The 19,785-nt window shown below is 77.6% G+C and carries 22 protein-coding genes, 1 pseudogene and 1 riboswitch; of the genes and pseudogenes, 14 read left to right on the top strand and 9 right to left on the bottom strand.

All coding sequences use genetic code 11. From position 1 onward, the window contains the following. Window positions 1-36 precede the first annotated feature (36 nt). On the top strand, window positions 37-1,119 hold the full coding sequence (locus ACWIZO_RS09400; protein WP_448642208.1) for a cobalt-precorrin-5B (C(1))-methyltransferase: 1,083 nt from the start codon (window positions 37-39) through the stop codon (window positions 1,117-1,119). Between the two features lie 92 nt (window positions 1,120-1,211). Here the strand turns inward: ACWIZO_RS09400 and cobM are convergent, their stop codons facing one another. Genes cobM through def form a run of 3 tightly spaced genes read right to left on the bottom strand, consistent with a single transcriptional unit; the run spans window position 1,212 to window position 3,726 of the window. After that, on the bottom strand, window positions 1,212-1,952 hold the full coding sequence (gene cobM / locus ACWIZO_RS09395) for a precorrin-4 C(11)-methyltransferase (protein ID WP_448642207.1): 741 nt from the start codon (window positions 1,950-1,952) through the stop codon (window positions 1,212-1,214). Next, window positions 1,949-3,172, bottom strand: coding sequence for a precorrin-6y C5,15-methyltransferase (decarboxylating) subunit CbiE (gene cbiE / locus ACWIZO_RS09390; RefSeq protein ID WP_448642206.1), 1,224 nt, complete (start codon window positions 3,170-3,172; stop codon window positions 1,949-1,951). Before cbiE ends, cobM begins: the two co-directional genes overlap by 4 nt. Further along, window positions 3,169-3,726: a peptide deformylase gene (def, locus tag ACWIZO_RS09385; protein WP_448642205.1), complete on the bottom strand. Its 558-nt coding sequence runs from the start codon at window positions 3,724-3,726 to the stop codon at window positions 3,169-3,171. Before def ends, cbiE begins: the two co-directional genes overlap by 4 nt. A 187-nt stretch (window positions 3,727-3,913) precedes the next feature. Here def and ACWIZO_RS09380 point away from each other — a divergent pair, with 187 nt between their 5' ends. The 5 genes from ACWIZO_RS09380 to ACWIZO_RS09360 all read left to right on the top strand — a co-directional run bounded on the left by ACWIZO_RS09380 (window position 3,914) and on the right by ACWIZO_RS09360 (window position 9,803). Next, window positions 3,914-4,876, top strand: coding sequence for a cobalamin biosynthesis protein (locus ACWIZO_RS09380; RefSeq protein ID WP_448642204.1), 963 nt, complete (start codon window positions 3,914-3,916; stop codon window positions 4,874-4,876). A gap of 276 nt (window positions 4,877-5,152) precedes the next feature. Continuing rightward, a complete protein-coding gene (gene yczR / locus ACWIZO_RS09375; RefSeq protein ID WP_448642203.1) occupies window positions 5,153-6,601 on the top strand; it encodes a MocR-like transcription factor YczR in 1,449 nt (482 codons plus the stop codon). 164 nt (window positions 6,602-6,765) lie between these two features. Continuing rightward, window positions 6,766-7,494 carry an ANTAR domain-containing protein gene (locus ACWIZO_RS09370; protein ID WP_448642202.1) on the top strand — a complete coding sequence of 243 codons (729 nt, stop codon included), beginning with the start codon at window positions 6,766-6,768 and terminating at the stop codon, window positions 7,492-7,494. Window positions 7,495-7,611: 117 nt separating this feature from the next. After that, complete coding sequence (locus ACWIZO_RS09365; protein ID WP_448642201.1) at window positions 7,612-8,298, top strand: lysophospholipid acyltransferase family protein; 687 nt, start codon at window positions 7,612-7,614, stop codon at window positions 8,296-8,298. Beyond that, the gene (locus tag ACWIZO_RS09360; protein WP_448642200.1) at window positions 8,295-9,803 is read left to right on the top strand and encodes a cobyric acid synthase; all 1,509 of its coding nucleotides are present in this window, start codon (window positions 8,295-8,297) and stop codon (window positions 9,801-9,803) included. Before ACWIZO_RS09365 ends, ACWIZO_RS09360 begins: the two co-directional genes overlap by 4 nt. Here ACWIZO_RS09360 and ACWIZO_RS09355 read toward each other — a convergent pair. Further along, window positions 9,790-10,149: pseudogene (locus ACWIZO_RS09355) on the bottom strand (acyl-CoA thioesterase); the annotation flags it as partial. The gene ACWIZO_RS09360 and the pseudogene ACWIZO_RS09355 overlap by 14 nt on opposite strands. A gap of 71 nt (window positions 10,150-10,220) precedes the next feature. On the opposite strand from ACWIZO_RS09355, the gene ACWIZO_RS09350 reads away from it, so the two are divergent. Then, the gene (locus ACWIZO_RS09350) at window positions 10,221-10,829 is read left to right on the top strand and encodes an MSMEG_1061 family FMN-dependent PPOX-type flavoprotein (RefSeq protein WP_448642199.1); all 609 of its coding nucleotides are present in this window, start codon (window positions 10,221-10,223) and stop codon (window positions 10,827-10,829) included. 30 nt (window positions 10,830-10,859) lie between these two features. Next, entirely contained in the window at window positions 10,860-11,285 is a 426-nt protein-coding gene (locus tag ACWIZO_RS09345) for a VOC family protein (RefSeq protein WP_448642198.1), read from the top strand. A gap of 22 nt (window positions 11,286-11,307) precedes the next feature. On the opposite strand, the gene ACWIZO_RS09340 is transcribed toward ACWIZO_RS09345, so the two are convergent. Beyond that, window positions 11,308-11,505, bottom strand: coding sequence for a hypothetical protein (locus ACWIZO_RS09340; protein ID WP_446758469.1), 198 nt, complete (start codon window positions 11,503-11,505; stop codon window positions 11,308-11,310). 187 nt (window positions 11,506-11,692) lie between these two features. Between ACWIZO_RS09340 and ACWIZO_RS09335 the strand changes: the two genes are divergently transcribed. Next, entirely contained in the window at window positions 11,693-12,181 is a 489-nt protein-coding gene (locus ACWIZO_RS09335; protein ID WP_448642197.1) for a type II toxin-antitoxin system PemK/MazF family toxin, read from the top strand. Window positions 12,182-12,238: 57 nt separating this feature from the next. Here ACWIZO_RS09335 and ACWIZO_RS09330 read toward each other — a convergent pair whose 3' ends face one another. Genes ACWIZO_RS09330 through ACWIZO_RS09315 form a run of 4 tightly spaced genes read right to left on the bottom strand, consistent with a single transcriptional unit; the run spans window position 12,239 to window position 14,391 of the window. Continuing rightward, window positions 12,239-12,544, bottom strand: a complete 306-nt coding sequence (locus ACWIZO_RS09330; protein ID WP_448642196.1) for a hypothetical protein — start codon at window positions 12,542-12,544, stop codon at window positions 12,239-12,241. Between the two features lie 31 nt (window positions 12,545-12,575). Beyond that, a complete protein-coding gene (locus ACWIZO_RS09325) occupies window positions 12,576-13,637 on the bottom strand; it encodes an AbrB family transcriptional regulator (protein ID WP_448642195.1) in 1,062 nt (353 codons plus the stop codon). 2 nt (window positions 13,638-13,639) lie between these two features. Further along, window positions 13,640-13,933, bottom strand: coding sequence for a transcriptional regulator (locus ACWIZO_RS09320; protein WP_448642194.1), 294 nt, complete (start codon window positions 13,931-13,933; stop codon window positions 13,640-13,642). Continuing rightward, window positions 13,930-14,391, bottom strand: coding sequence for a hypothetical protein (locus ACWIZO_RS09315; protein WP_448642193.1), 462 nt, complete (start codon window positions 14,389-14,391; stop codon window positions 13,930-13,932). The genes ACWIZO_RS09320 and ACWIZO_RS09315 overlap by 4 nt, the downstream gene beginning before the upstream one ends. A gap of 107 nt (window positions 14,392-14,498) precedes the next feature. After that, window positions 14,499-14,569: riboswitch (cobalamin riboswitch) on the top strand. Between the two features lie 61 nt (window positions 14,570-14,630). On the opposite strand from ACWIZO_RS09315, the gene ACWIZO_RS09310 reads away from it, so the two are divergent. The 5 genes from ACWIZO_RS09310 (at window position 14,631) to ACWIZO_RS09290 (ending at window position 19,730) form a co-directional block, all read left to right on the top strand. Further along, window positions 14,631-16,652 (top strand): putative cobaltochelatase, encoded by a 2,022-nt coding sequence (locus ACWIZO_RS09310; RefSeq protein WP_448642192.1) that lies wholly within the window; start codon window positions 14,631-14,633, stop codon window positions 16,650-16,652. A gap of 2 nt (window positions 16,653-16,654) precedes the next feature. Further along, window positions 16,655-17,269: a cob(I)yrinic acid a,c-diamide adenosyltransferase gene (gene cobO / locus ACWIZO_RS09305; protein WP_448642191.1), complete on the top strand. Its 615-nt coding sequence runs from the start codon at window positions 16,655-16,657 to the stop codon at window positions 17,267-17,269. A 94-nt stretch (window positions 17,270-17,363) separates the two neighbouring features. Then, complete coding sequence (locus tag ACWIZO_RS09300; protein ID WP_448642190.1) at window positions 17,364-18,752, top strand: cobyrinate a,c-diamide synthase; 1,389 nt, start codon at window positions 17,364-17,366, stop codon at window positions 18,750-18,752. Beyond that, complete coding sequence (locus ACWIZO_RS09295) at window positions 18,739-19,428, top strand: energy-coupling factor ABC transporter permease (protein WP_446758459.1); 690 nt, start codon at window positions 18,739-18,741, stop codon at window positions 19,426-19,428. Before ACWIZO_RS09300 ends, ACWIZO_RS09295 begins: the two co-directional genes overlap by 14 nt. Further along, window positions 19,425-19,730, top strand: a complete 306-nt coding sequence (locus ACWIZO_RS09290; protein ID WP_448642189.1) for an energy-coupling factor ABC transporter substrate-binding protein — start codon at window positions 19,425-19,427, stop codon at window positions 19,728-19,730. The genes ACWIZO_RS09295 and ACWIZO_RS09290 overlap by 4 nt, the downstream gene beginning before the upstream one ends. The last annotated feature ends 55 nt before the right edge of the window (window positions 19,731-19,785 follow it).

Here is a 19,785-nt window from a genome sequence, read left to right as displayed (position 1 = left end):
GCCCGGTCACTCTGCGCCGCCGGGGATCATGGGCCCGTGAGCAGGGACGGCGCCGGCGGGCTGCGGCACGGCTGGACCACCGGCGCGTGCGCGACGGCGGCCACCACCGCCGCCTACACCGCGCTGCTCACCGGCGAGTTCCCCGACCCGGTGACCATCGACCTGCCGAACGACCGGCACCCGGCCTTCGCACTGGCCACGGAGTCCCTCGCGACCGGTGCCGCCACGGCCGGCGTCGTCAAGGACGCCGGCGACGACCCCGACGTCACCCACGGCGCGCTGGTGTCGGTGTGCGTGACCCACGGCGAGCCCGGCCGCGGCGTCGTCTTCCGCGCCGGTGAGGGCGTGGGCACGGTGACCAAGCCCGGCCTGCCACTGGCGGTCGGCGAGCCGGCGATCAACCCGATGCCGCGGCAGTTCATCCGCGAGCACGTGGCCGCGGTGGCCGCACGGTACGGCGGCAGCGGCGACGTCGTCGTCGAGGTGTCCATCGAGAACGGCGCGGAGCTGGCGCGGAAGACGTGGAACCCGCGGCTGGGCATCCTCGGCGGGCTGTCGGTGCTGGGCACGACCGGCGTCGTCGTCCCGTACTCGTGCTCGTCGTGGATCGACTCGATCCGCCGCGGCATCGACGTCGCCCGCGCCGCCGGGCACCGGCACGTGGCCGGCTGCACCGGCTCGACCAGCGAGGCGACGGTGCAGGCGCTCCACGGCCTGCCCGAGGACGCGCTGCTGGACATGGGCGACTTCGCCGGCGCCGTCCTCAAGTACCTGCGCCGCCACCCGGTGCCGCGGCTGACCGTGGCCGGCGGGATCGGGAAGCTGGCCAAGCTGGCCGACGGCCACCTCGACCTGCACTCGGGCCGCTCCCAGGTGTCGTTCGACTCGCTGGCCGCCCGGGTGGCCGGCGCGGGCGGCGACCCGGCGCTGGTCGAGGGCGTCCGCGGGGCCAACACCGCGCTCGACGCGCTGCGGCAGTGCCAGGCGGCCGGGGTGCCGCTGGGCGACCTGGTGGCCGCCGGTGCGCGGGAGACCGCGCTCGGCGTGCTGCGCGGTGCGCCGGTGGCGGTCGACGTCGTGGTGATCGACCGGGCGGGGAACGTGGTCGGCCGCGCCTAGAGGGAGGACCCCGCTGCCCTCCACCGCTCGCACGCTCGCGGCGGGACCCTGCAGCGGGGCCGCAGCGGAGTCCTCCGACCGCAGCGTGGCCGTCATCGCGGGCGGGTGGTCGAGTACAGGTGGCTGTCGGGGAACTGCCCCGCGGTGAGCACCGGGCCGACGACCACCACCGCCGTCCGCCGCACCCCCGCGGCCTCGACCTGCCCGGCGATGTCGGCGAGCGTGCCGCGCAGGACGAGCTCGTCGTCGCGGCTGGCGCGGGCGACGACGGCGACCGGCCCGTCGTCGCCGTAGTGCTCGGCGAGCTGCGGCGCGAGCTCGGCGATCCGCTGCACGGCCAGGTGCAGCACGAGCGTGGCGCCGGTGGCGGCGTAGGCGGCCAGCTCCTCCCCCGGCGGCATCGGCGTGGACCGGGCCGACGTCCGGGTGAGGACGACGGTCTGTCCCACCCCGGGGACGGTCAGCTCCCGCTTGAGCGACGCCGCGGCCGCCGCGAACGCCGGGACCCCGGGGACGACGTCGTAGGGCACGCCGGCGGCGTCGAGACGGCGCATCTGCTCGGCCATGGCGCTGTAGACGCTCGGGTCGCCGGAGTGCAGCCGGGCGACGTCGAGGCCGGCCCGGTGGGCGCCGACCAGCTCGGCGGTGATCGCGTCGAGGTCGAGGTCGGCGGTGTCGACCAGCCGGGCGCCGGACGGGGCGGTGTCGAGGAGCTCGCGCGGCACCAGCGCGCCGGCGTAGAGGCAGACCGGCGCGCTCGCGATGATCCGCGCCGCCCGCAGCGTGACCAGGTCCGCGGCCCCCGGGCCGGCCCCGATGAAGTGCACCGTCACCAGCGGGTCACCGACCAGATCGTCACGGGCATCGCGGGCTTCCAGCCGGTGAACGACCCGACCGGCTCGGCGCGCTGCACCTCGACGCGCACCAGCTCCCCGCCGACCTCGGCGTGCCACCGGGCGAGCACCGCCTCGCTCTCGACGGTGACGGCGTTGGCCACCAGCCGGCCGCCCGCGGGGAGCGCGTCCCAGCAGGTCTCGACCAGCAGCGGTGTGGTCAGCCCGCCGCCGACGAACACCGCGTCGGGCGCGCCCAGCCGGGACAGCACCTCGGGCGCGTGCCCGTGCACGACGCGCAGGTACGGGACGCCGAGGCGGGCGGCGTTGCGGGCGATCCGCGCGGCCCGCTCGGCGGAGGCCTCGACGGCGACGGCGCGGCTGGTGGGGGCGGCGCGCATCCACTCGATGCCGATCGAACCCGCACCCGCGCCGACGTCCCACAGCAGCTGCCCGGGGACGGGAGCCAGCCGGGCCAGCGTGACCGCCCGCACCTCCGACCTCGTCAGCTGCCCGTCGGACTCGTAGGCGCCGTCGGGCAGGCCGGGGGTGGTGGGCAGCGGCGCGGTGCCACGGTCGGCCCGGCACTCGACGGCCGTGACCACCAGCGCGGGCGCCGGCTGCGACCAGGTGGCCGCCGTCCCGGTGCGCACCTCCTCGTCGGGGCCGCCGAGCCCGCCGAGGACGGTGACCCGGCTCTGCCCGTACCCGCGGCCGGCCAGCAGCGCGGCCACCTGCGCGGGGGTGCCGCCGTCGGAGCCGAGCACCAGCAGCCGCGCCCCGGGCTGCACGTGCGGGTGCAGCAGCTCCACCGGCCGGCCGACGACGCTGACCACGTCGGCGTCCTCGACCGCCCAGCCCAGCCGGGCACAGGCCAGCGACACCGACGACGGCGCCGGCAGCACCCGCACGCGGTCGGCGCCGAGCAGCCGGGTGAGGGTGGTGCCGATGCCCGACAGCATCGGGTCGCCGCTGGCCAGCACCACCACGGCGCGGCCGGCGTGCTCCGCGAGCAGCCCGGGCAGCGCCTCGGTGAGCGGCGAGGGCCACGGCACCCGCCCGGCGGTCACCTCCGGCGGCACCAGGCCGAGCTGGCGGGCGCTGCCGAGCAGCACGTCGGCCCGCTCGACCTCGGCCCGCGACGTCGGCGCCAGCCCGTCCCACCCGTCGGCGCCGATCCCGACCACCACGACGGGGGTCGCGGTCACGACCCCGCTCACGCCGGCAGCTCCCCCTCGGGCCCGGCGGCCTCCGCCAGCAGCCGCTCGCGCTGGTCCTCGGGCAGCCGGTCCACGTAGACGACGCCGTCGAGGTGGTCGACCTCGTGCTGCAGGCAGCGCGCGGCCATGCCGGTGGCCTCGATCGTGACCGGCCTCCCCCTCACGTCCACGCCGTCGACCCGGGCGCGGAAGGCCCGCGGCAGCTCGGCGTAGGGGCCCGGCACCGACAGGCAGCCCTCCTCGGTGACCTCCTCGGCCGGTTCGCCGTCGGCCGGCGGCAGCAGCGTGAGCGACGGGTTCACGACGTAGCCGACGACGTCCTCGCCGCGGGCGTCGGGGCAGTCGATGACGAACACCCGCGCGTCGACGCCGATCTGGTTGGCCGCCAGGCCCACCCCGTCGGCCTCGCGCATCGAGGCGAACATGTCGAGCACCAGCCGGCGCAGCCGCTCGTCGAAGTCGGTCACCGGCGCGCACGGGCGGTGCAGCACCTCGTCGCTGCCGTACGTGACGATCGGCCGGGCGACGCCGTCGTAACGGCCGGGCAGACGCATGCGGCGATCCTAGGAAGCGCCCTGAGCGGCCGACCGGGCGCGCGTCGGCCGCTCAGGGCGCGGTGCGACGCGGTGCGACGCGGTGCGACGCGCACGGTGTGCACGGACCGCCGTCCGCGGGCCCGGCCGGTCGCGGTGTGTGCACACGTCGCGGTCCGCGCCGGGGGCCCTGGGCAGGATGGGCGCCGTGCTCGACCACCGCGGGACCGGCCGCCGGGACCTCCCCACCGCCCTCGGCCTGGCGCTCGGCGCGGGTGCGGACCTGCTGCTGGCCGACCCGCGGCGGCACCACCCGGTCGCCGGTTTCGGCACGGTGGCCGCGGCGCTCGAGCGGCGGGTCTGGCGGGACTCGCGGGCCGCCGGCGCCGGCTACGCGGCGGTCCTCGTGGCGGGCGCGGCCGCCGCCGGGGCGGCCGGGACCCGCCTCACCCGGGACCGGCCGGTGGCGCGGACCCTCACCGTCGCCGCGGCCACCTGGACGGTGCTGGGCGGCACCTCCCTCGGCCGCGCCGCCACGGCGATGGCCGGCGTGCTCGAGGCCGGTGACCTGCCCGCCGCCCGCGGCCTGCTGCCCACGCTGGCCGGGCGCGACCCGAGCGTGCTGGACGCCGGGGAGCTGGCGCGGGCCACCGTGGAGTCGGTCGCGGAGAACACCTCCGACGCCGCCGTCGCGCCGCTGGTGTGGGGGGCGCTCGCCGGACTGCCCGGTCTGCTCGGGTACCGCGCGGTCAACACGCTCGACGCGATGGTCGGCCACCGCTCACCGCGCCACACCCGCTTCGGCTGGGCCGCCGCCCGCGGCGACGACGTCGCCAACTGGCTGCCCGCCCGGCTGACCGCCGCGCTCACCGCGGCCACCGCCCCGCTGGCCCGGGGCTCGGCGCGCGGCGCGCTGCGGGTCTGGGTCCGCGACGGCGCCGCCCACCCCAGCCCCAACGCCGGCCGCTGCGAGGCGGCGGCGGCCGGTGCGCTGGGGCTGCGGCTGGGCGGGCGCAACGTCTACGGCAGCCGGGTCGAGGACCGGCCGGTGCTGGGCGAGGGCCGGGCCCCCGGCAGCAACGACGTCGTCCGCGCCGTGCGGCTGTCGCGGGCGGTGTGGCTGGCCGCCGCGGCCCTCGCCGCGGCGAGCAGGCTGGCCCGCCGCGGCTGAGGACGCATCCGGGCCGGGGACGTGCGCGGGCCCCGCCCGTGCAGGGCGCCGCGCGGCTCCGGGAGGACGGGGAAGCCGGCCGGGTCGGTCCGCGGGTGGCTGGCCGGCGGGTCCGCCGGGCCGCGGCCGCCGCGGACGGCGACGACGAGCGTGGCGACCGACAGGCCGCCGAGCGCGAGCAGGAACAGCAGGACGAGCACTCCACCGGGGGTCATGACCGAACAGTGGCACCACCGGACCTGGACGGGACCAGTCCAATCCGGCATGGTGGTCTGCATGCCACTTCCCGGCGAGCAGTCCACCGCGGCGGAACTGGCCGCACTGGTCGGCCCCCTCGACGAGCTGCCCGGTTCCCGCTACGCCGGCCTGGCCCGCCGCGTCCGGGAGCTGGTGGCCCTCGGCCGGCTGCCGGTGGGCACGCGGCTGCCCGCCGAGCGCGACCTGGCCGCGGCCCTGGCGGTCAGCCGGGTCACCGTGGCCTCGGCCTACCGGCTGCTGCGCGAGGAGGGGCACGCGAGCACCCGGCACGGCGCCGGCACCGTCGTCGAGGCGCCCCCGGCCGACCCCGTCTGGAGCGCCCCGACCACCGACCCCGCCGTCCTCGACCTCGCGCACGCGGCACCCGAGGCCGCTCCGCAGCTGCTGCCCGCCTACGAGCGGGCCCTCGCCCGGCTGCCCGCGGTCCTGGCCGGCCACGGCTACGCGCCCAGCGGCCTGCCGGAGCTCCGGGCCGCGATCGCCGACCGCTACACCGCCCGCGGCCTGCCCACCGACCCCGAGCAGGTCGTGGTCACCGCCGGCACCGGCGACGCCACCGCCCTCGTCGTCGACGCGCTGCTGCAGCCCGGCGACCGGGTGCTCGTCGAGCACCCGACCTACCCGGGGGCGCTCGGTCTGGTCACCGCCGCCGGGGGCCGCTGCGTGCCCGTGGCCGTCGACGCCGCCTCCCCCGACGCGGTGGTGGGCGCCGCGCACCTCGCCGTCCGGCAGAGCAGCCCGCGGATGGCCTTCCTCATGCCCGACTTCTCCAACCCCAGCGGCGCGCGCCTCTCGGCGGCCGGCCGCCGCCGGCTGGCCGCCACGCTGTGGCAGCAGGGCGTGCTCACCGTCGTCGACGAGGTGACCGCCGAGCTGTGGCTCGACGACGACGGGCCGCTGCCGCCCTACGCCGCCGGCCTGCCCGACGCGGCGACGGTGACCGTGGGCGGGCTGTCCAAGGCGGTCTGGGGCGGCCTGCGGATCGGCTGGCTGCGCACCGACGCCGCGCTGGCCGCCTCCCTGGGCGCCGCGCTCGGCCGCCGGCAGCTCTCGGTCGGCGCGCTCGACCAGCTCACCGCCGCGGTCCTCGTCCGCGGCCTCGACGAGGTGCTCGCCCCCCGCCGCGCCCTGCTCCGCGAGCGCCGCGACGTGCTGCTCGCCGAGCTGGCCGCCCGGCTCCCGCACTGGTCGGCGCCGCGGCCCTCCGGCGGGCTGTCGGCCTGGTGCGCGCTGCCGCCCGGGCCCGGCTCGGCCGCGCTCGCCGCCGCCGCCGCGCCGCTCGGGCTGGTGCTCGCCGAGGGCCGCGCCTTCGGCACGGGGACGGCGTTCGACGACCACGTGCGGCTGCCGTTCACGCTGCCCCCGGACCAGCTGCGCTCGGCCGTCGCCACGCTGGCCGCCGTCGACGCCGCACTGCGCACCGGCCCGCCCGTGCGCTCCCCGGCCCGGCCGGTCACGGTCGTGTGAACACGCCGTGGAGCCGGTCCGAGGGCGTGCATCGGGACCGCCGGACGGCTACCGTCAGGGGCGTTCCGAGCGGCCGGCTCACCCCGGCATCCCGCGGATGGTCGAACACACGGCTGCGCGGCGCTCTCCCGGGCCCCGCCCGGCGCGCGTCACCGGAGCACGCCATGACGTCGACCCAGTCCCGTGTCATCTCCCGGCACAGCACCCCGTCCCCGCGCACGGCCACGCCCCTCCCCCGCCCGCCGGCGCCCACGCCCCTGGGCAACCGGCGCACCCGCGTGGCCGGCCGCTGGCGCTACGACCGCACCACCGGCGAGTGGGAGTGGTCGGAGGAGATGGCCACGCTGCACGGACTGGGGCTCGAGGGCCCCGGGCCGTGCACGGAGAGCCTCGTCGCCGCCCTGCACCCCGACGACCGGCCGCGGGCGATCGACGCGCTCTCGGGCGCGGCGACCGGCGCGGAGGCCTTCTGCCTGCAGGTCCGGCTGCAGCGCGAGCACGGCCCCGACCGTCCCGTCCTCTTCCTCGGCGAGCCCCAGCTCGACGCGGACGGCGCGGTGACGGCCGTCGAGGGCGTGGTGGTCGAGGTCCCGCGGCCGGCGACGCCGGCCGACGACCGGATCCGCGACCTGGAGACCGAGGTGGGGCAGCTGCGCACGGCCATGGCCAGCCGGGCGCCGATCGAGCAGGCCAAGGGCGTGCTCATGCTGCTCACCGGCTGCGGTGACCAGGTGGCCTTCGACCTGCTCGCGCACATCTCCAGCCACACCCACCGCAAGGTGCGCGAGGTCGCCGTCGACCTCGTCGCCTCGGCGTCCGGTCACGGCACCCTGCCCCCCGACATCCGGGCGATCCTGCGCGACGCCTGCCCGCCCGGCCGGCCCGTGCCCTGACCCGTCTCCCCGTCCCCGGTCGCCCTGCCTCCCCGGTGACCGGGGCCGCGGGGGAGGATGCCCGGGACCGGGACGGGGTCGCCGACGCCGGCCCCGTCCGAGCGAGGGGAGGCCGGCGTGTTCTACCTGGTCGTGCGGTTCGTGCTGCGGCCGCTGTTCTGGCTGGTGTTCCGGCCTCGGGTCACCGGGCGGGCCAACGTGCCGACGACCGGGCCCTTCATCATCGCGAGCAACCACCTGTCGTTCATCGACAGCATGGTCATCCCCCTCTCGGCGCCGCGGCGGGTCGGCTACCTGGCCAAGGCCGAGTACTTCACCGCCCCGGGCGTCGGCGGCTGGCTGACCCGCAACCTGTTCACCGCCCTCGGGGCGCTGCCGGTCGAGCGGCAGACGCACCGGGCGGCCCAGGAGGCGCTGGACACCGCGCTCGGGGTGCTGCGCGCCGGCGGCGGCTTCGGCATCTACCCCGAGGGCACCCGCTCCCGCGACGGCCGCCTGGCCCGGGGCAAGACGGGCGTGGCCTGGCTGGCGCTGACCGCCGACTGCCCAGTGGTCCCCGTCGGCGTCCGCGGCACCGACCGCATCCAGCCGGTGGGCTCGCGCTGGCCCCGGCCGCACCGCTTCTCCGTCACCTTCGGCGAGCCGCTCACCTTCCCCGAGCACCGCGGCCAGGCCGGCAGCAACCGGGTCCGCCGCGAGGTCACCGACCGGGTCATGGAGGCGATCGCGGAGCTGTCGGGCCAGGAGAAGGCCGGTTGGGGCCGGGGGAGGGCCGCCTCGGGCACGCCGCGCGGGGTCTCGTGAGCGGCGCCCTGCTGGTCGCCGGGACGACGTCGGACGCCGGCAAGTCGGTCGTCACCGCCGGCATCTGCCGCTGGCTGGCCCGCCAGGGCGTGCGGGTGGCGCCGTTCAAGGCGCAGAACATGAGCAACAACTCGGTGGTCACCGCCGACGGCGCCGAGATCGGCCGCGCCCAGGTCATGCAGGCCGCCGCCGCCGGCGTCGAGCCCGAGGCGGCGATGAACCCGGTGCTGCTCAAGCCCGGCGGGGAGGACGCCAGCCAGGTCGTCGTCCTGGGCCGGCCGGTGGCCGAGGTGACGGCGCTGTCCTACCGGCCGATGAAGGCGGCGCTGCTCGAGCAGGTGCTCAGCTGCCTGGCCGACCTGCGCGCCCGCTTCGACGTCGTCGTCTGCGAGGGCGCCGGCTCCCCCACCGAGATCAACCTGCGGGCCGACGACATCGCCAACATGGGGCTGGCCACCGCCGCGGGGCTGCCGGTGGTCGTCGTCGGCGACATCGACCGCGGCGGGGTCTTCCCGGCGCTCTACGGCACGGTGGCGCTCATGCCGCCGGGCGACCAGCGGCTGGTCGCCGGGTTCCTCGTCAACAAGTTCCGCGGCGACGTCCGGCTGCTGGCGCCCGGCCTCGACCGGCTGGCGGCGCTCACCGGGCGGCCGACCCTCGGCGTCCTGCCGTGGCTGCCCGGCGCGGCGCTCGACGTCGAGGACTCCCTGGGCATCCCCACCGGCGTCTCCTCCGCCGGCCCGCCCCACGGCGAGGACGTGCTGCGGGTGGCCGTCGCCCGGCTGCCCCGCCTGTCCAACTCCACCGACGTCGACGCGCTGGCCGCCGAGCCCGGCGTCCTGGTCCGCTTCGTCACCCGCCCCGAGGAGGCCGCCGACGCCGACCTGCTGGTCCTGCCCGGCAGCCGGGCGACGGTGGCCGACCTCGGCTGGCTGCGCGCCACCGGGCTGGCCGACGCGGTGACCCGGCGGGCGGCCGAGGGTCGGCCGGTGCTCGGCATCTGCGGCGGGCACCAGATGCTGGCCCGCACCATCACCGACGACGTCGAGTCGCGGGCCGGCGCCGTCGCCGGGCTCGGGCTGCTCCCGGCCGACGTCCGGTTCGCGCGGGCGAAGACGCTCGGCCGCCCGGCCGGGGAGGCGCTGGGGCACCCGGTGCGCGGCTACGAGATCCACCACGGGGTGGTCACCTACGACGAGGCCGGCGCCGAGCCGTTCCTCGACGGCGGCCGCGCCGGGCCGGTGTGGGGCACCACCTGGCACGGCGCGCTGGAGAACGACGGGTTCCGGCGGGCGTTCCTCGCCGAGGTGGCGCGGGCGGCCGGACGGCGCTTCGTCCCGGCGCCGGGGACCTCCTTCGCCGCGGTGCGCGAGCAGCGGCTGGACGCCCTGGGCGACCTGGTGGCCGAGCACGCCGACACCGGCGCGCTGTGGCGGCTGGTCGAGCAGGGGCCGCCGGACGGCCTGCCGCTGCTGCCGCCGGGCGCCGGGCTCAGCCCGCGCTGACCGCCTCCAGCCGGGCCCGGACGTCGTCGGGCCACGGCACGGCGGCGCCGCCCACGGTGGCGACGTAGGTGTTCCGGACGACGCAGCACACCCGCTCGCCCACGCGGACGGTGAACCGCACGGTGACGCTGGTGCGGCCCAGCCGCTCGGTCCGGGCGTCGACGGTGACCGTGTCGCCCCAGCGGGCCGGCGCGGACCACTCCAGCGCGCTGGCCTTGACCACCGGGTCGGCCCGGGTCACCAGGTCGTCCCACGGCAGCCCGGCCGAGGACCACCACACCATCGACGCCTCGTCGGCCCAGACCAGGTAGTGGGCGTTGAACACCACCCCCTGCTGGTCGCACTCGACGAAGCGGACCGGGGAAGCTCCAGGACACGGACACGTCCGGGGACGGTAGCGGGGGCTACCGTCCCCCCGTGCAGGCCGACGGCTCCCCCGACCCCGTCCTGGCGTCCTACCGGCCGCCCTCGCAACTGGTGATGGACAAGGAGGTCGACCACCTCGACGCCCACTGCCGCGCCTTCGTCGAGCTGGCCCCGTTCGCGGTGCTGTCGACCGCCGACGCCGCCGGCGCACCGGAGGTCTCCCCCCGCGGCGGCGACCCGGGCTTCGTCAGGGTGCTCGACGAGCACCGCCTGGCGCTGCCCGACCGGCAGGGCAACAACCGGCTCGACAGCCTGCGCAACGTGGCGGCCAACCCGCAGGTGGCGCTGCTGTTCCTCGTGCCGGGCGTCGAGGAGACCCTCAAGGTGTTCGGCGCCGCCGAGGTGGTGGCCGCCGACGCCCTCGACGTCGACCTCACCGAGTTCGGCCGGGCGCCCCGCTCGGTGCTCGTGGTCACCGTGCAGCGGGCCTACCTGCAGTGCGCCAAGGCGGTCATGCGCTCGGGCCTGTGGGACCCGGCCGCGCGGGTGGAGCGCTCGGCCCTGCCGCCGTTCGGCGTCATGATCCGCGACCACTGCCGGCTGGAGACGCCGCTGCCCGACGACGCGACGATCCGCGCGGAGCTGGCCCTGGAGCTCTGACCTGTCGGTGGCCGGTGCCAGGCTGCGGCCATGGCGACCGACTTCCAGGTGGTGATCGACGCCGCCGACCCGCACGCCCTGGCCGACTGGTGGGCCGAGGCGCTGGGGTGGCAGGTGGAGCGGCAGGATGAGGCGTTCATCCGGCGGATGGTCGACACCGGCGCCGCCGCCGAGAGCGACACCACCACCCACCGTGGTGCGCTGGTGTGGGCGGTCGGCGCGGCGATCACCTCACCGGACCCGCACCGGCCGCGGGTGCTGTTCCAGCGGGTGCCGGAGGCGAAGACCGTCAAGAACCGGCTGCACCTGGACCTGCGGGTGGGCGCGGAGCGGCGGGAGGCCGAGGTCGCCCGGCTGGTCGGCGCGGGCGCCACCGAGCTGTGGCGCGGGGCGCAGGGCCCCTCCGAGTGGGTGACGCTCGCCGACCCCGAGGGCAACGAGTTCTGCGTCACCTGACGCCGGCCCGCGGCGGGGACCGTCAGCCGAGACGGACGTCGCGCGCCAGCCGGCGGTAGGCGATGGTGCGCTCGGTGACGCGGCGGGCGCGGCGGCGCCGGGGACCGCGTCCGGTGCCCAGGTAGCGGGCGTCCTCGACGAGCTGGAACGCGGCGAGGACGCTCGCCCGCACCTCCCGCGGACGCGGACCGGTCGGGATCACGGGCTGGGCCGAGGTCATGGGAGCCCCCTCTCCCGGGGCGCCGGCGACCCACGCCCTGTGCCCCGTGGCGACGATGGTGCCCGCGCGAGGGCCACCTGAACCGGTACCGACACGAATTGGTACTGGTGTGACGAACGGGACGAGCGGGACCTCCCGGGCCGTCGCCGGCACCTCGCCGGGCCGCGCCGGTCCGTACGGTGCGGGGATGGACCGCCCGCGCCGTCTCGTGGACACCCTCGTCCGGCTGGTGCGTGCCGCCGCGCCCCGGTCCCGTCCCCCGGCGGGGCGTCCGGCCGCTTCGGCGCCCGCCGGCATCGACGTCGCCTACCGGCCCCGCGCCGACGGCCGGCCCGACCCCGGCGAGGTCGTGTGGGCCTGGGTGCCCTTCGACGAGGGGGACGGCCGCGGCAAGGACCGCCCGGTGCTGGTGCTCGGCCGGCGCGGCGACGAGCTGGTCGGGCTGGCGCTGAGCAGCCAGGACCACGACCGCGACGCCGCCGACGAGGCCCGCCACGGGCGGACCTGGATGGACGTCGGCACCGGCGGGTGGGACAGCCGCCACCGGCCGAGCGAGGTCCGGCTCGACCGGCTGCTGGTGCTCGACCCCGGGCGGGTCCGGCGGGAGGGCGCCGCGCTGGACCGGGAGGTGTTCGACCGGGTGGTCACCGCCGCCCGCCGCACCCAGGGCTGGTGACCGGTCCGGCCGCCGCGGGCGCCGGTGCCGGCGGTCACCGGCCCAGGCGAACAGCCGTCAGTCGGCCGCGGACTCGTCCCGCGCCACCTGCCGCACCGGCGGGCGCAGGTGGTAGACCCCGGTCTGCCCGGGCAGCGGGTGCAGGTCGTAGCGGGAGACGACCTTGGGGCCGTCGTGCAGGTGCACGTGGGTGACCGTGGGCAGCGGGTCGCCGTGGCGGGCGGCGCGGACCTCGACCCGCCCGTCGAGCGGGCCGCCCACGAAGAGCAGCACGGTGTCCTGGGCGTCCTCCTGACCCACTCGCTCGGGCACCCCGGACGGCTCGACGTCGGACAGGTCGCTCCCCCTCCTGGCTGCGCTCACCCGGTCGAGGGTAGGCGCCCGGACGACGGGATCAGTCCTCCCGGCGCCCCAGACGTCGGGCCACCAGCGGAGCGCTGAGCAGCATGACGAACAGCCGCAACACCTGGACGGCGAGGACGAAGGTGGCGTCGGCCCCCGTGCCGGTGGCCGTGGCCAGCACCGCGTAGAGCCCGCCGGGCGTCGTCGCCAAGTAGGCATCGAGCCTGGTCACGCCGGTGGCCGCCGAGAGGACGACGCCCAGCCCGGCACAGGCGACGACGAGGCCGACGATCACCGCCAGCGCCGGCAGCAGCGCCCGGCCGACGGTGCGCAGGCTGGCCACGGTGAACCGCAGGCCCACCTGCAGGCCGATGAGCACGAAGGCCGCCGCCTCGACCGGCCCGGGCACGGCGGCCCCACCGGAGAGCCCGCCGAGGTCGGCCGCGGCGGCGAGGAGCAGCGGGCCCAGCAGTGCCGGCACCGGCAGCCGCACCCGCCGGGCCAGCCACCCGCCGGCCACCGCGCAGGCGACGGTGAACACCAGCCCGGCCGGCCAGCCGGGCCCGGTCACCTCGACGACGGCGCCCCCGGCAGCGGGGTCGGCCCCGTAGACCGTCGTCGCGACCACCGGCATCGCGACGACGATGAGCAGCACCCGCAGGTACTGCAGGACGGCGACCATCCGGTCGTCGGCACCGAGGTCGCGGGCCATCGCGGTGATGCCCGAGGCGCCGCCGGCGATCATCGCGAACGCCCCGGTCACCGGACTGATCCCCGGCTGCAGCCGCAGCAGCAGCCCGGCGGCGACGGTGAGCAGCAGGGTGGCCACGGTGACCAGCAGCACCGGCAGCCACTCCTCGCCGATCGCGGCGAGGGTGTCGGGGTCGACCAGCGAGCCGATCGAGACGCCGACGACCGACTGCGCCGCGGCCGTCGCCGCCCGCGGCACGTCGAGCGGCCGGCGCCCGCCCAGGCCGCGCACCAGCCCGGCGAGCAGCCCGCCGAACAGCCCGCCCGACGGGACGCCGAGGCGGTCGAGCAGCCAGCCGGCGAGGACCGCACCGGCGAGGACCAGGGCGCCGTCGGCGAGCCGTCGCGGGTCGGGCCGGGGCATCCTCACACGCCGGCGATGCGGCGCAGCTCGGCGACGTGCGCGTCGAACGCCCGCCGCCCGTCCCGGGTGAGCGACAGGCTGGTGCGCTGGCGGGCCGCGACGGTCGCCTTGCTCACCCGCACGTAGCCGGCCTCCTCGAGCTGCTTGACGTGCTTGGACAGCACCGAGTCGCTCACGCCGACCTGGTCGCGGACGGCGGCGAACTCCATCGTGTCGACGGCGGCGAGCAGCCCGCAGATCTGCAGCCGCGGCGGTGGGTGGATGACCGCGTCGAAGTGCGGCGCGACCGCGGTCACGACTGCCCGCGCAGCTCGGCGACGTAGATCCGCGTCCACCAGCGGCTGACCAGGGCCAGGCCGATCCCGATCACCACGCCACCCACCGCCATCGCGCCACGCAGGTCGAGCAGGTACTCGGCGAACGCGGCGGCGCCCAGCACGACGGAGTAGAGGACCAGCCAGACGTGGATCGCCCGTCGCGTGGGGCCCTTCCGGAACCCGTGGACCCACAGGCCGGTCAGGCGCGTGTACAGCGCGATCATCCCGCGCATCGCCAGCACGAGGAGCACGAGCGCACCGAGGGTGACCCAGGTGCTCCGCAGCGAGTAGCTGGCGAGGAAGGCCGCGATGATCAGGCCGAGCAGCGCGTCGTACCACCAGGGCTGGACGACCCGCTCGGCCAGACGCGCCCGGTCCGCCTGCAGGGCGGCCAACTGAGCCGCCGCCGTCCGGTCGGTCACCTCATCGTTTTCCATGTCGGAAAGCATGGACCGCCGCTTTCCGACCCGTCAAGTCAGCGGCCCGGGCTGTCGGCGCGGCGCTCCGGCGTGGTTCCATGGGCGCCGCCACAGCGACGGCAGTGGAGGAAGCCCGGTGCGACTCCGGCGCGGTCCCGCCACTGTGACCCGGCAGCCGCCGGGGAGTCAGGAACTCCCGCCGTCGCCTCCTGCCACCTCCGGGCGTGGATACCCGGGGAGAGGACCCGTGCTCCCGCATGACGTACCCCTTCGGCGCCGTCGTCGGCATGGACGACATGCGGCTGGCCCTGCTGCTCAACGCCGTCTCGCCGGCCATCGGGGGCGTGCTCGTCCGCGGTGAGAAGGGCACGGCGAAGTCGACGACGGTGCGGGCGCTGGCCGCCGTCCTCCCCCCGGTGACCGTCGTCGCCGGCTGCCGGTTCGCCTGCGACCCCGCCGCCCCCGACCCGGCCTGCCCCGACGGCCCCCACGACACCGGCGTCCCCGGGCAGACGCGTCCGGCGCGGCTGGTCGAGCTGCCCGTGGGCGCCTCGGAGGACCGCGTCGTCGGCTCGCTGGACCTCGAGCGGGCGCTCACCGAGGGTGTGAAGGCGTTCGAGCCTGGGCTGCTGGCCGCCGCGCACCGCGGGGTGCTCTACGTCGACGAGGTCAACCTGCTGCACGACCACCTGGTCGACCTGCTGCTGGACGCCGCCGCGCTGGGCACCGCCTACGTCGAGCGCGAGGGCGTCTCGGTGCGGCACGCGGCGCGGTTCCTGCTGGTCGGGACGATGAACCCCGAGGAGGGCGAGCTGCGCCCGCAACTGCTCGACCGGTTCGGGCTCACCGTCGAGGTGGCCGCGCCCCGGGACCCGGCCGAGCGCGCCGAGGTGGTGCGTCGCCGGTTCGCGTACGACGCCGACCCGGCCGGGTTCGCGGCGGCCTGGGCCGCCGAGGAGACCGGGCTGGCCGTGCGGATCGCCGACGCCCGCGCCCGGCTGCCGCACGTCGTCCTCTCCGACGACGCGCTGCGCCAGGTGACCGCCGTCTGCGCCGCCTTCGACGTCGACGGGCTGCGTGCCGACCTGGTCACCGCCCGCGCCGCGATCGCGCACGCCGCGTGGTGCGGGCGCGACGAGGTCACCGAGGACGACGTCCGCGTGGCCGCCCGCCTGGCGCTGCCCCACCGCCGTCGGCGCGACCCCTTCGACGCCCCGGGCCTGGACGACGACACCCTCGAGCAGGCGCTGGAGGACTCCCGCCCCGACGAGGACCCGCCCCCGCAGGGCCCGGACGACGGCGGCGGCGCCCCTCCCCCACCCCCGTCCGGCGACGGCGGTGGCCCGGACTCCCCGTCGAGATCCCGCGATCTCGACGGCGGCCCCGCGGACGAGGAGCCGGGATCGCGCGATCTCGACGAGTCCGGTGGGTCGGCTCCGGCGTCCGAGCGGGCGGCGGTCGCGCCGGCCGACCCGTTCCGCGCGCGGCGGCTCGAGGTGCCCGGCGTCGGCGCGGGCGCGGCCGGACGGCGGTCGAAGGCGCGGGCCGAGCGCGGCCGGGTGGTGGGGTCGGTCCGCCCGTCCGGACCGGTGACCCGGCTGCACCTGGCCGACACCGTGCTCGCCGCCGCGCCGCACCAGGTCGCGCGCGGGCGCACCGGCCCGGGCCTGCGGGTCGCCCGCGAGGACCTGCGCCAGGCCACCCTGGAGGGTCGCGAGGGCAACCTCGTGCTGTTCGTCGTCGACGCCAGCGGCTCGATGGGCTCGCGCTCGCGGATGGGCGCGGTGAAGGGCGCCGTCCTCTCGCTGCTGCTCGACGCCTACCAGCGCCGCGACAAGGTCGGGCTGGTCACCTTCCGCGGCGGCGACGCGGAGCTCGCGCTGCCGCCCACCTGGTCGGTCGAGGCGGCCGCGGCCCGGCTGCGCACGCTGCCCACCGGGGGCCGGACGCCGCTGGCGGCCGGCCTGCGGCGCGCCGCCGAGGTGCTGCGGGTCGAGCGGGTGCGCGACCCGCAGCGGCGGCCGCTGCTCGTCGTCGTCACCGACGGCCGGGCCACCGGCGCCCGCGGCAGCGACGCCCTCGGCGCGGCCCACACGGCCGCCCGGCGGCTGGCCGGGGAGGGGACGGCGGCGGTCGTCGTCGACTGCGAGTCCGGGCCGGTGCGCCTCGGGCTGGCCGGCGTCCTCGGCAGCCACCTCGGGGCGCAGACCCTCCGGCTGGAGGAGCTGGCCGCCGAGACGCTCGCCGGCACCGTCCGCGCCGTCCGAGCGGCGGCCTAGGCATGCCGCAGGGACAGGTCGCGGTTCCCCCGCAGGACGGGCTGACGACGCGGCAGCGGCGCAACCGGCCGCTGCTCGCGGTGCACACCGGCGAGATGAAGGGCAAGTCCACCGCCGCGTTCGGCATGGCGATGCGGGCGTGGAACCAGGGCTGGTCGGTCGCGGTCTACCAGTTCGTCAAGAGCGCCAAGTGGAAGGTGGGCGAGGAGAACGCGCTCACCGCGCTGGGCCGGTTGCACGAGCAGACCGGCGAGGGCGGGCCGGTGGTCTGGCACAAGATGGGCTCGGGCTGGAGCTGGTCGCGCCGGCAGGGCACCGAGGTCGACCACGCCGCCGACGCCGCCGAGGGCTGGGCGCAGATCAAGCGCGACCTGGCCGCCGAGGCACACCGGTTCTACGTCCTCGACGAGTTCACCTACCCGCTGAAGTGGGGCTGGGTGGACGTCGACGACGTCGTCGAGACGCTGGCGAACCGGCCGGGCAGCCAGCACGTCGTCGTCACCGGCCGGGACGCCCCGCCGGCACTGGTCGACGCCGCGGACCTGGTCGTGGAGATGACCAAGGTCAAGCACCCGATGGACGCCGGCCAGAAGGGGCAGCGGGGGATCGAGTGGTGAGCAGCGACCGCGCTCTCCACCGTGGTCATCGGCGGCCGGCTGCCCGCGTCCGGCGTGTCGACGGCCGGGTGCCGGTGATCGGCGGGGAGCTGCGGTGAGCACCGCCGTCCCGCGCGTGGTCGTCGCGGCCCCGAGCAGCAACGCGGGCAAGACGTCGGTCGCCACCGGGCTGGTCGCCGCGCTGGCAGCCCGCGGGCTCGCGGTCTCCCCGCACAAGGTCGGCCCCGACTACATCGACCCCGGCTACACCGGGCTGGCCGCCGGGCGCCCCGGCCGCAACCTCGACCCGGTGCTGGCCGGCGAGGAGCGGATCGCCCCGCTGTTCCTGCACGGGGCCCGCGGTGCCGACGTCGCCGTCGTCGAGGGGGTCATGGGCCTGTTCGACGGCGCCACCTCCCCCGACGTCGCGCCCGGCTTCGCCTCCACCGCGCACGTCGCGCGGCTGCTGCGGGCGCCGGTCGTCCTGGTCGTGGACGCGAGCGCGCAGGCGCAGAGCGTCGCCGCGCTCGTGCACGGGTTCGCCACCTACGACCCGACCGTGCGGCTGGGCGGCGTGGTGCTCAACCGCGTCGGCAGCGACCGGCACGAGGAGATCCTCCGCGACGCGCTGGGGGCCTCGGGGGTGCCGGTGCTCGGCGCGGTCCACCGCCTCGCCGAGCTGGGCACGCCGTCGCGCCACCTCGGGCTGGTGCCGGCCGCCGAGCGGTCGGCCGAGGCGCTGGCCACCGTGCGGCGGCTGGGCGAGGTCGTGGCCGGCGCCGTCGACCTCGACGCCGTCCTGCGGCTGGCCCGTACCGCGCCCGCGCTCGACGCCGTGGCGTGGGACCCCGCCGCCGAGGTCACCGCCGTCCCCGGCCGGCCGCGGGTCGCCGTCGCCGGCGGTGCGGCCTTCACCTTCGGCTACGCGGAGAACGCCGAGCTGCTGGCCGCGGCCGGCGCCGAGGTGGTGACCGTCGACCCGCTGCGTGACGAGGCGCTGCCCGAGGGCACCGCCGGGCTGGTGGTGGGCGGCGGGTTCCCCGAGGTGCACGCCGAGGCGCTGTCGGCCAACGGGACGCTGCGCGCCGACGTCGCCGCGCTCGCCGCCCGCGGCGGGCCGGTCGCGGCCGAGTGCGCGGGGCTCCTCTACCTCGCCCGCGAGCTCGACGGGCACCCGATGTGCGGCGTCCTCGACGTCGCGACGGCGATGTCCCCGCGGCTGACCCTGGGCTACCGCGAGGCGGTCGCCGTCACCGACAGCGTGCTGGCCCCGGCCGGCACCCGGGTGCGCGGCCACGAGTTCCACCGCACGCACGCGCTGCCCGGCGCCGGCGCGACGCCGGCCTGGCAGTGGTCGGCGGCCGGCCCCGAGGGGTTCGTCTCCGGCTCGGTGCACGCCTCCTACCTGCACCTGCACTGGGCGGGGTCCCCGGCCCTGGCCGAACGGTTCGTGGCCGCCTGCGCGGCGGCCGTGCCGGAAGGGGTACGGCATGCACATCGCTGAGGGCTTCCTGCCGGCGCCGCACGCGATCGGTTGGACGGTCGCGGCCGCGCCCTTCGTGGTGCACGGCGCGCGGGCGGTGACCCGGGAGGTGCGCGAGCACCCGGAGTCCACGCTGCTGCTCGGCGCGGCCGGCGCGTTCACCTTCGTGCTCAGCGCGATCAAGCTGCCCTCGGTCACCGGGAGCTCCAGCCACCCGACGGGCACCGGCGCCGGGGCGGTGCTGTTCCGGCCCCCGGTGATGGCGCTGCTGGGCACGGTGGTCCTGCTCTTCCAGGCGCTGCTGCTGGCCCACGGCGGGCTCACCACGCTCGGCGCCAACGCGTTCGCCTTCGCCGTCGTCGGGCCGTGGGCCGGCTACGGCGCGTACCGGCTGGCGCGGGCGCTCGGTGCGGGGCTGCTGCCCGGGGTCTTCGTCGCGCTGGCGCTGGCCGACCTGGCCACCTACGTCACGACGTCGCTGCAGCTGGCGCTGGCCTTCCCCGACGCGTCCAGCGGGTTCGCCGGCGCGGCGGTGAAGTTCCTCGGCGTCTTCGCCGTCACCCAGGTGCCGCTGGCGGTGGCCGAGGGACTGCTCGGGGTCCTGCTGTTCCGGGTGCTCACGGTCAACGCCCGCCCCGAGCTCGAGCGGCTCGGCGTCCTGCGTCCCGAGCCGGCCCCGACGGAGGAGGCCGCGTGACCCGCCGCCGCCTGGTCACCGCGCTGCTCGTCGTCGCGGTGCTGGCGCTGCTCGCCCTGCCGCTGCTCCTCGACGGCGGCTCGACCGAGTACGCGGGCACCGACGGGCAGGCCACCGCGGCCATCGAGGAGTCGGGCTACCGGCCCTGGTTCCAGTCGGTGTTCTCGCCGTCGTCGAAGGAGGTCGAGTCGGGGCTGTTCGCGCTGCAGGCCGCGCTCGGCGGCGGGGTGCTCGGCTACGTGCTCGGCCGGTTGCGCGGCCGCCGGCAGGCCGAGCGCTCGCACGAGGACGGCCGCCCGTGAGCCTCTCCTCCCCCGTCATCATCGGCGGGTGGTCGTCCGTCGTCGGCGCGTCGGC

This window comes from Geodermatophilus sp. URMC 63 (assembly GCF_053502565.1).
The sequence above is the reverse complement of the archived record's forward strand: the minus strand, read 5'-3'. Positions and strand labels throughout refer to the sequence as shown.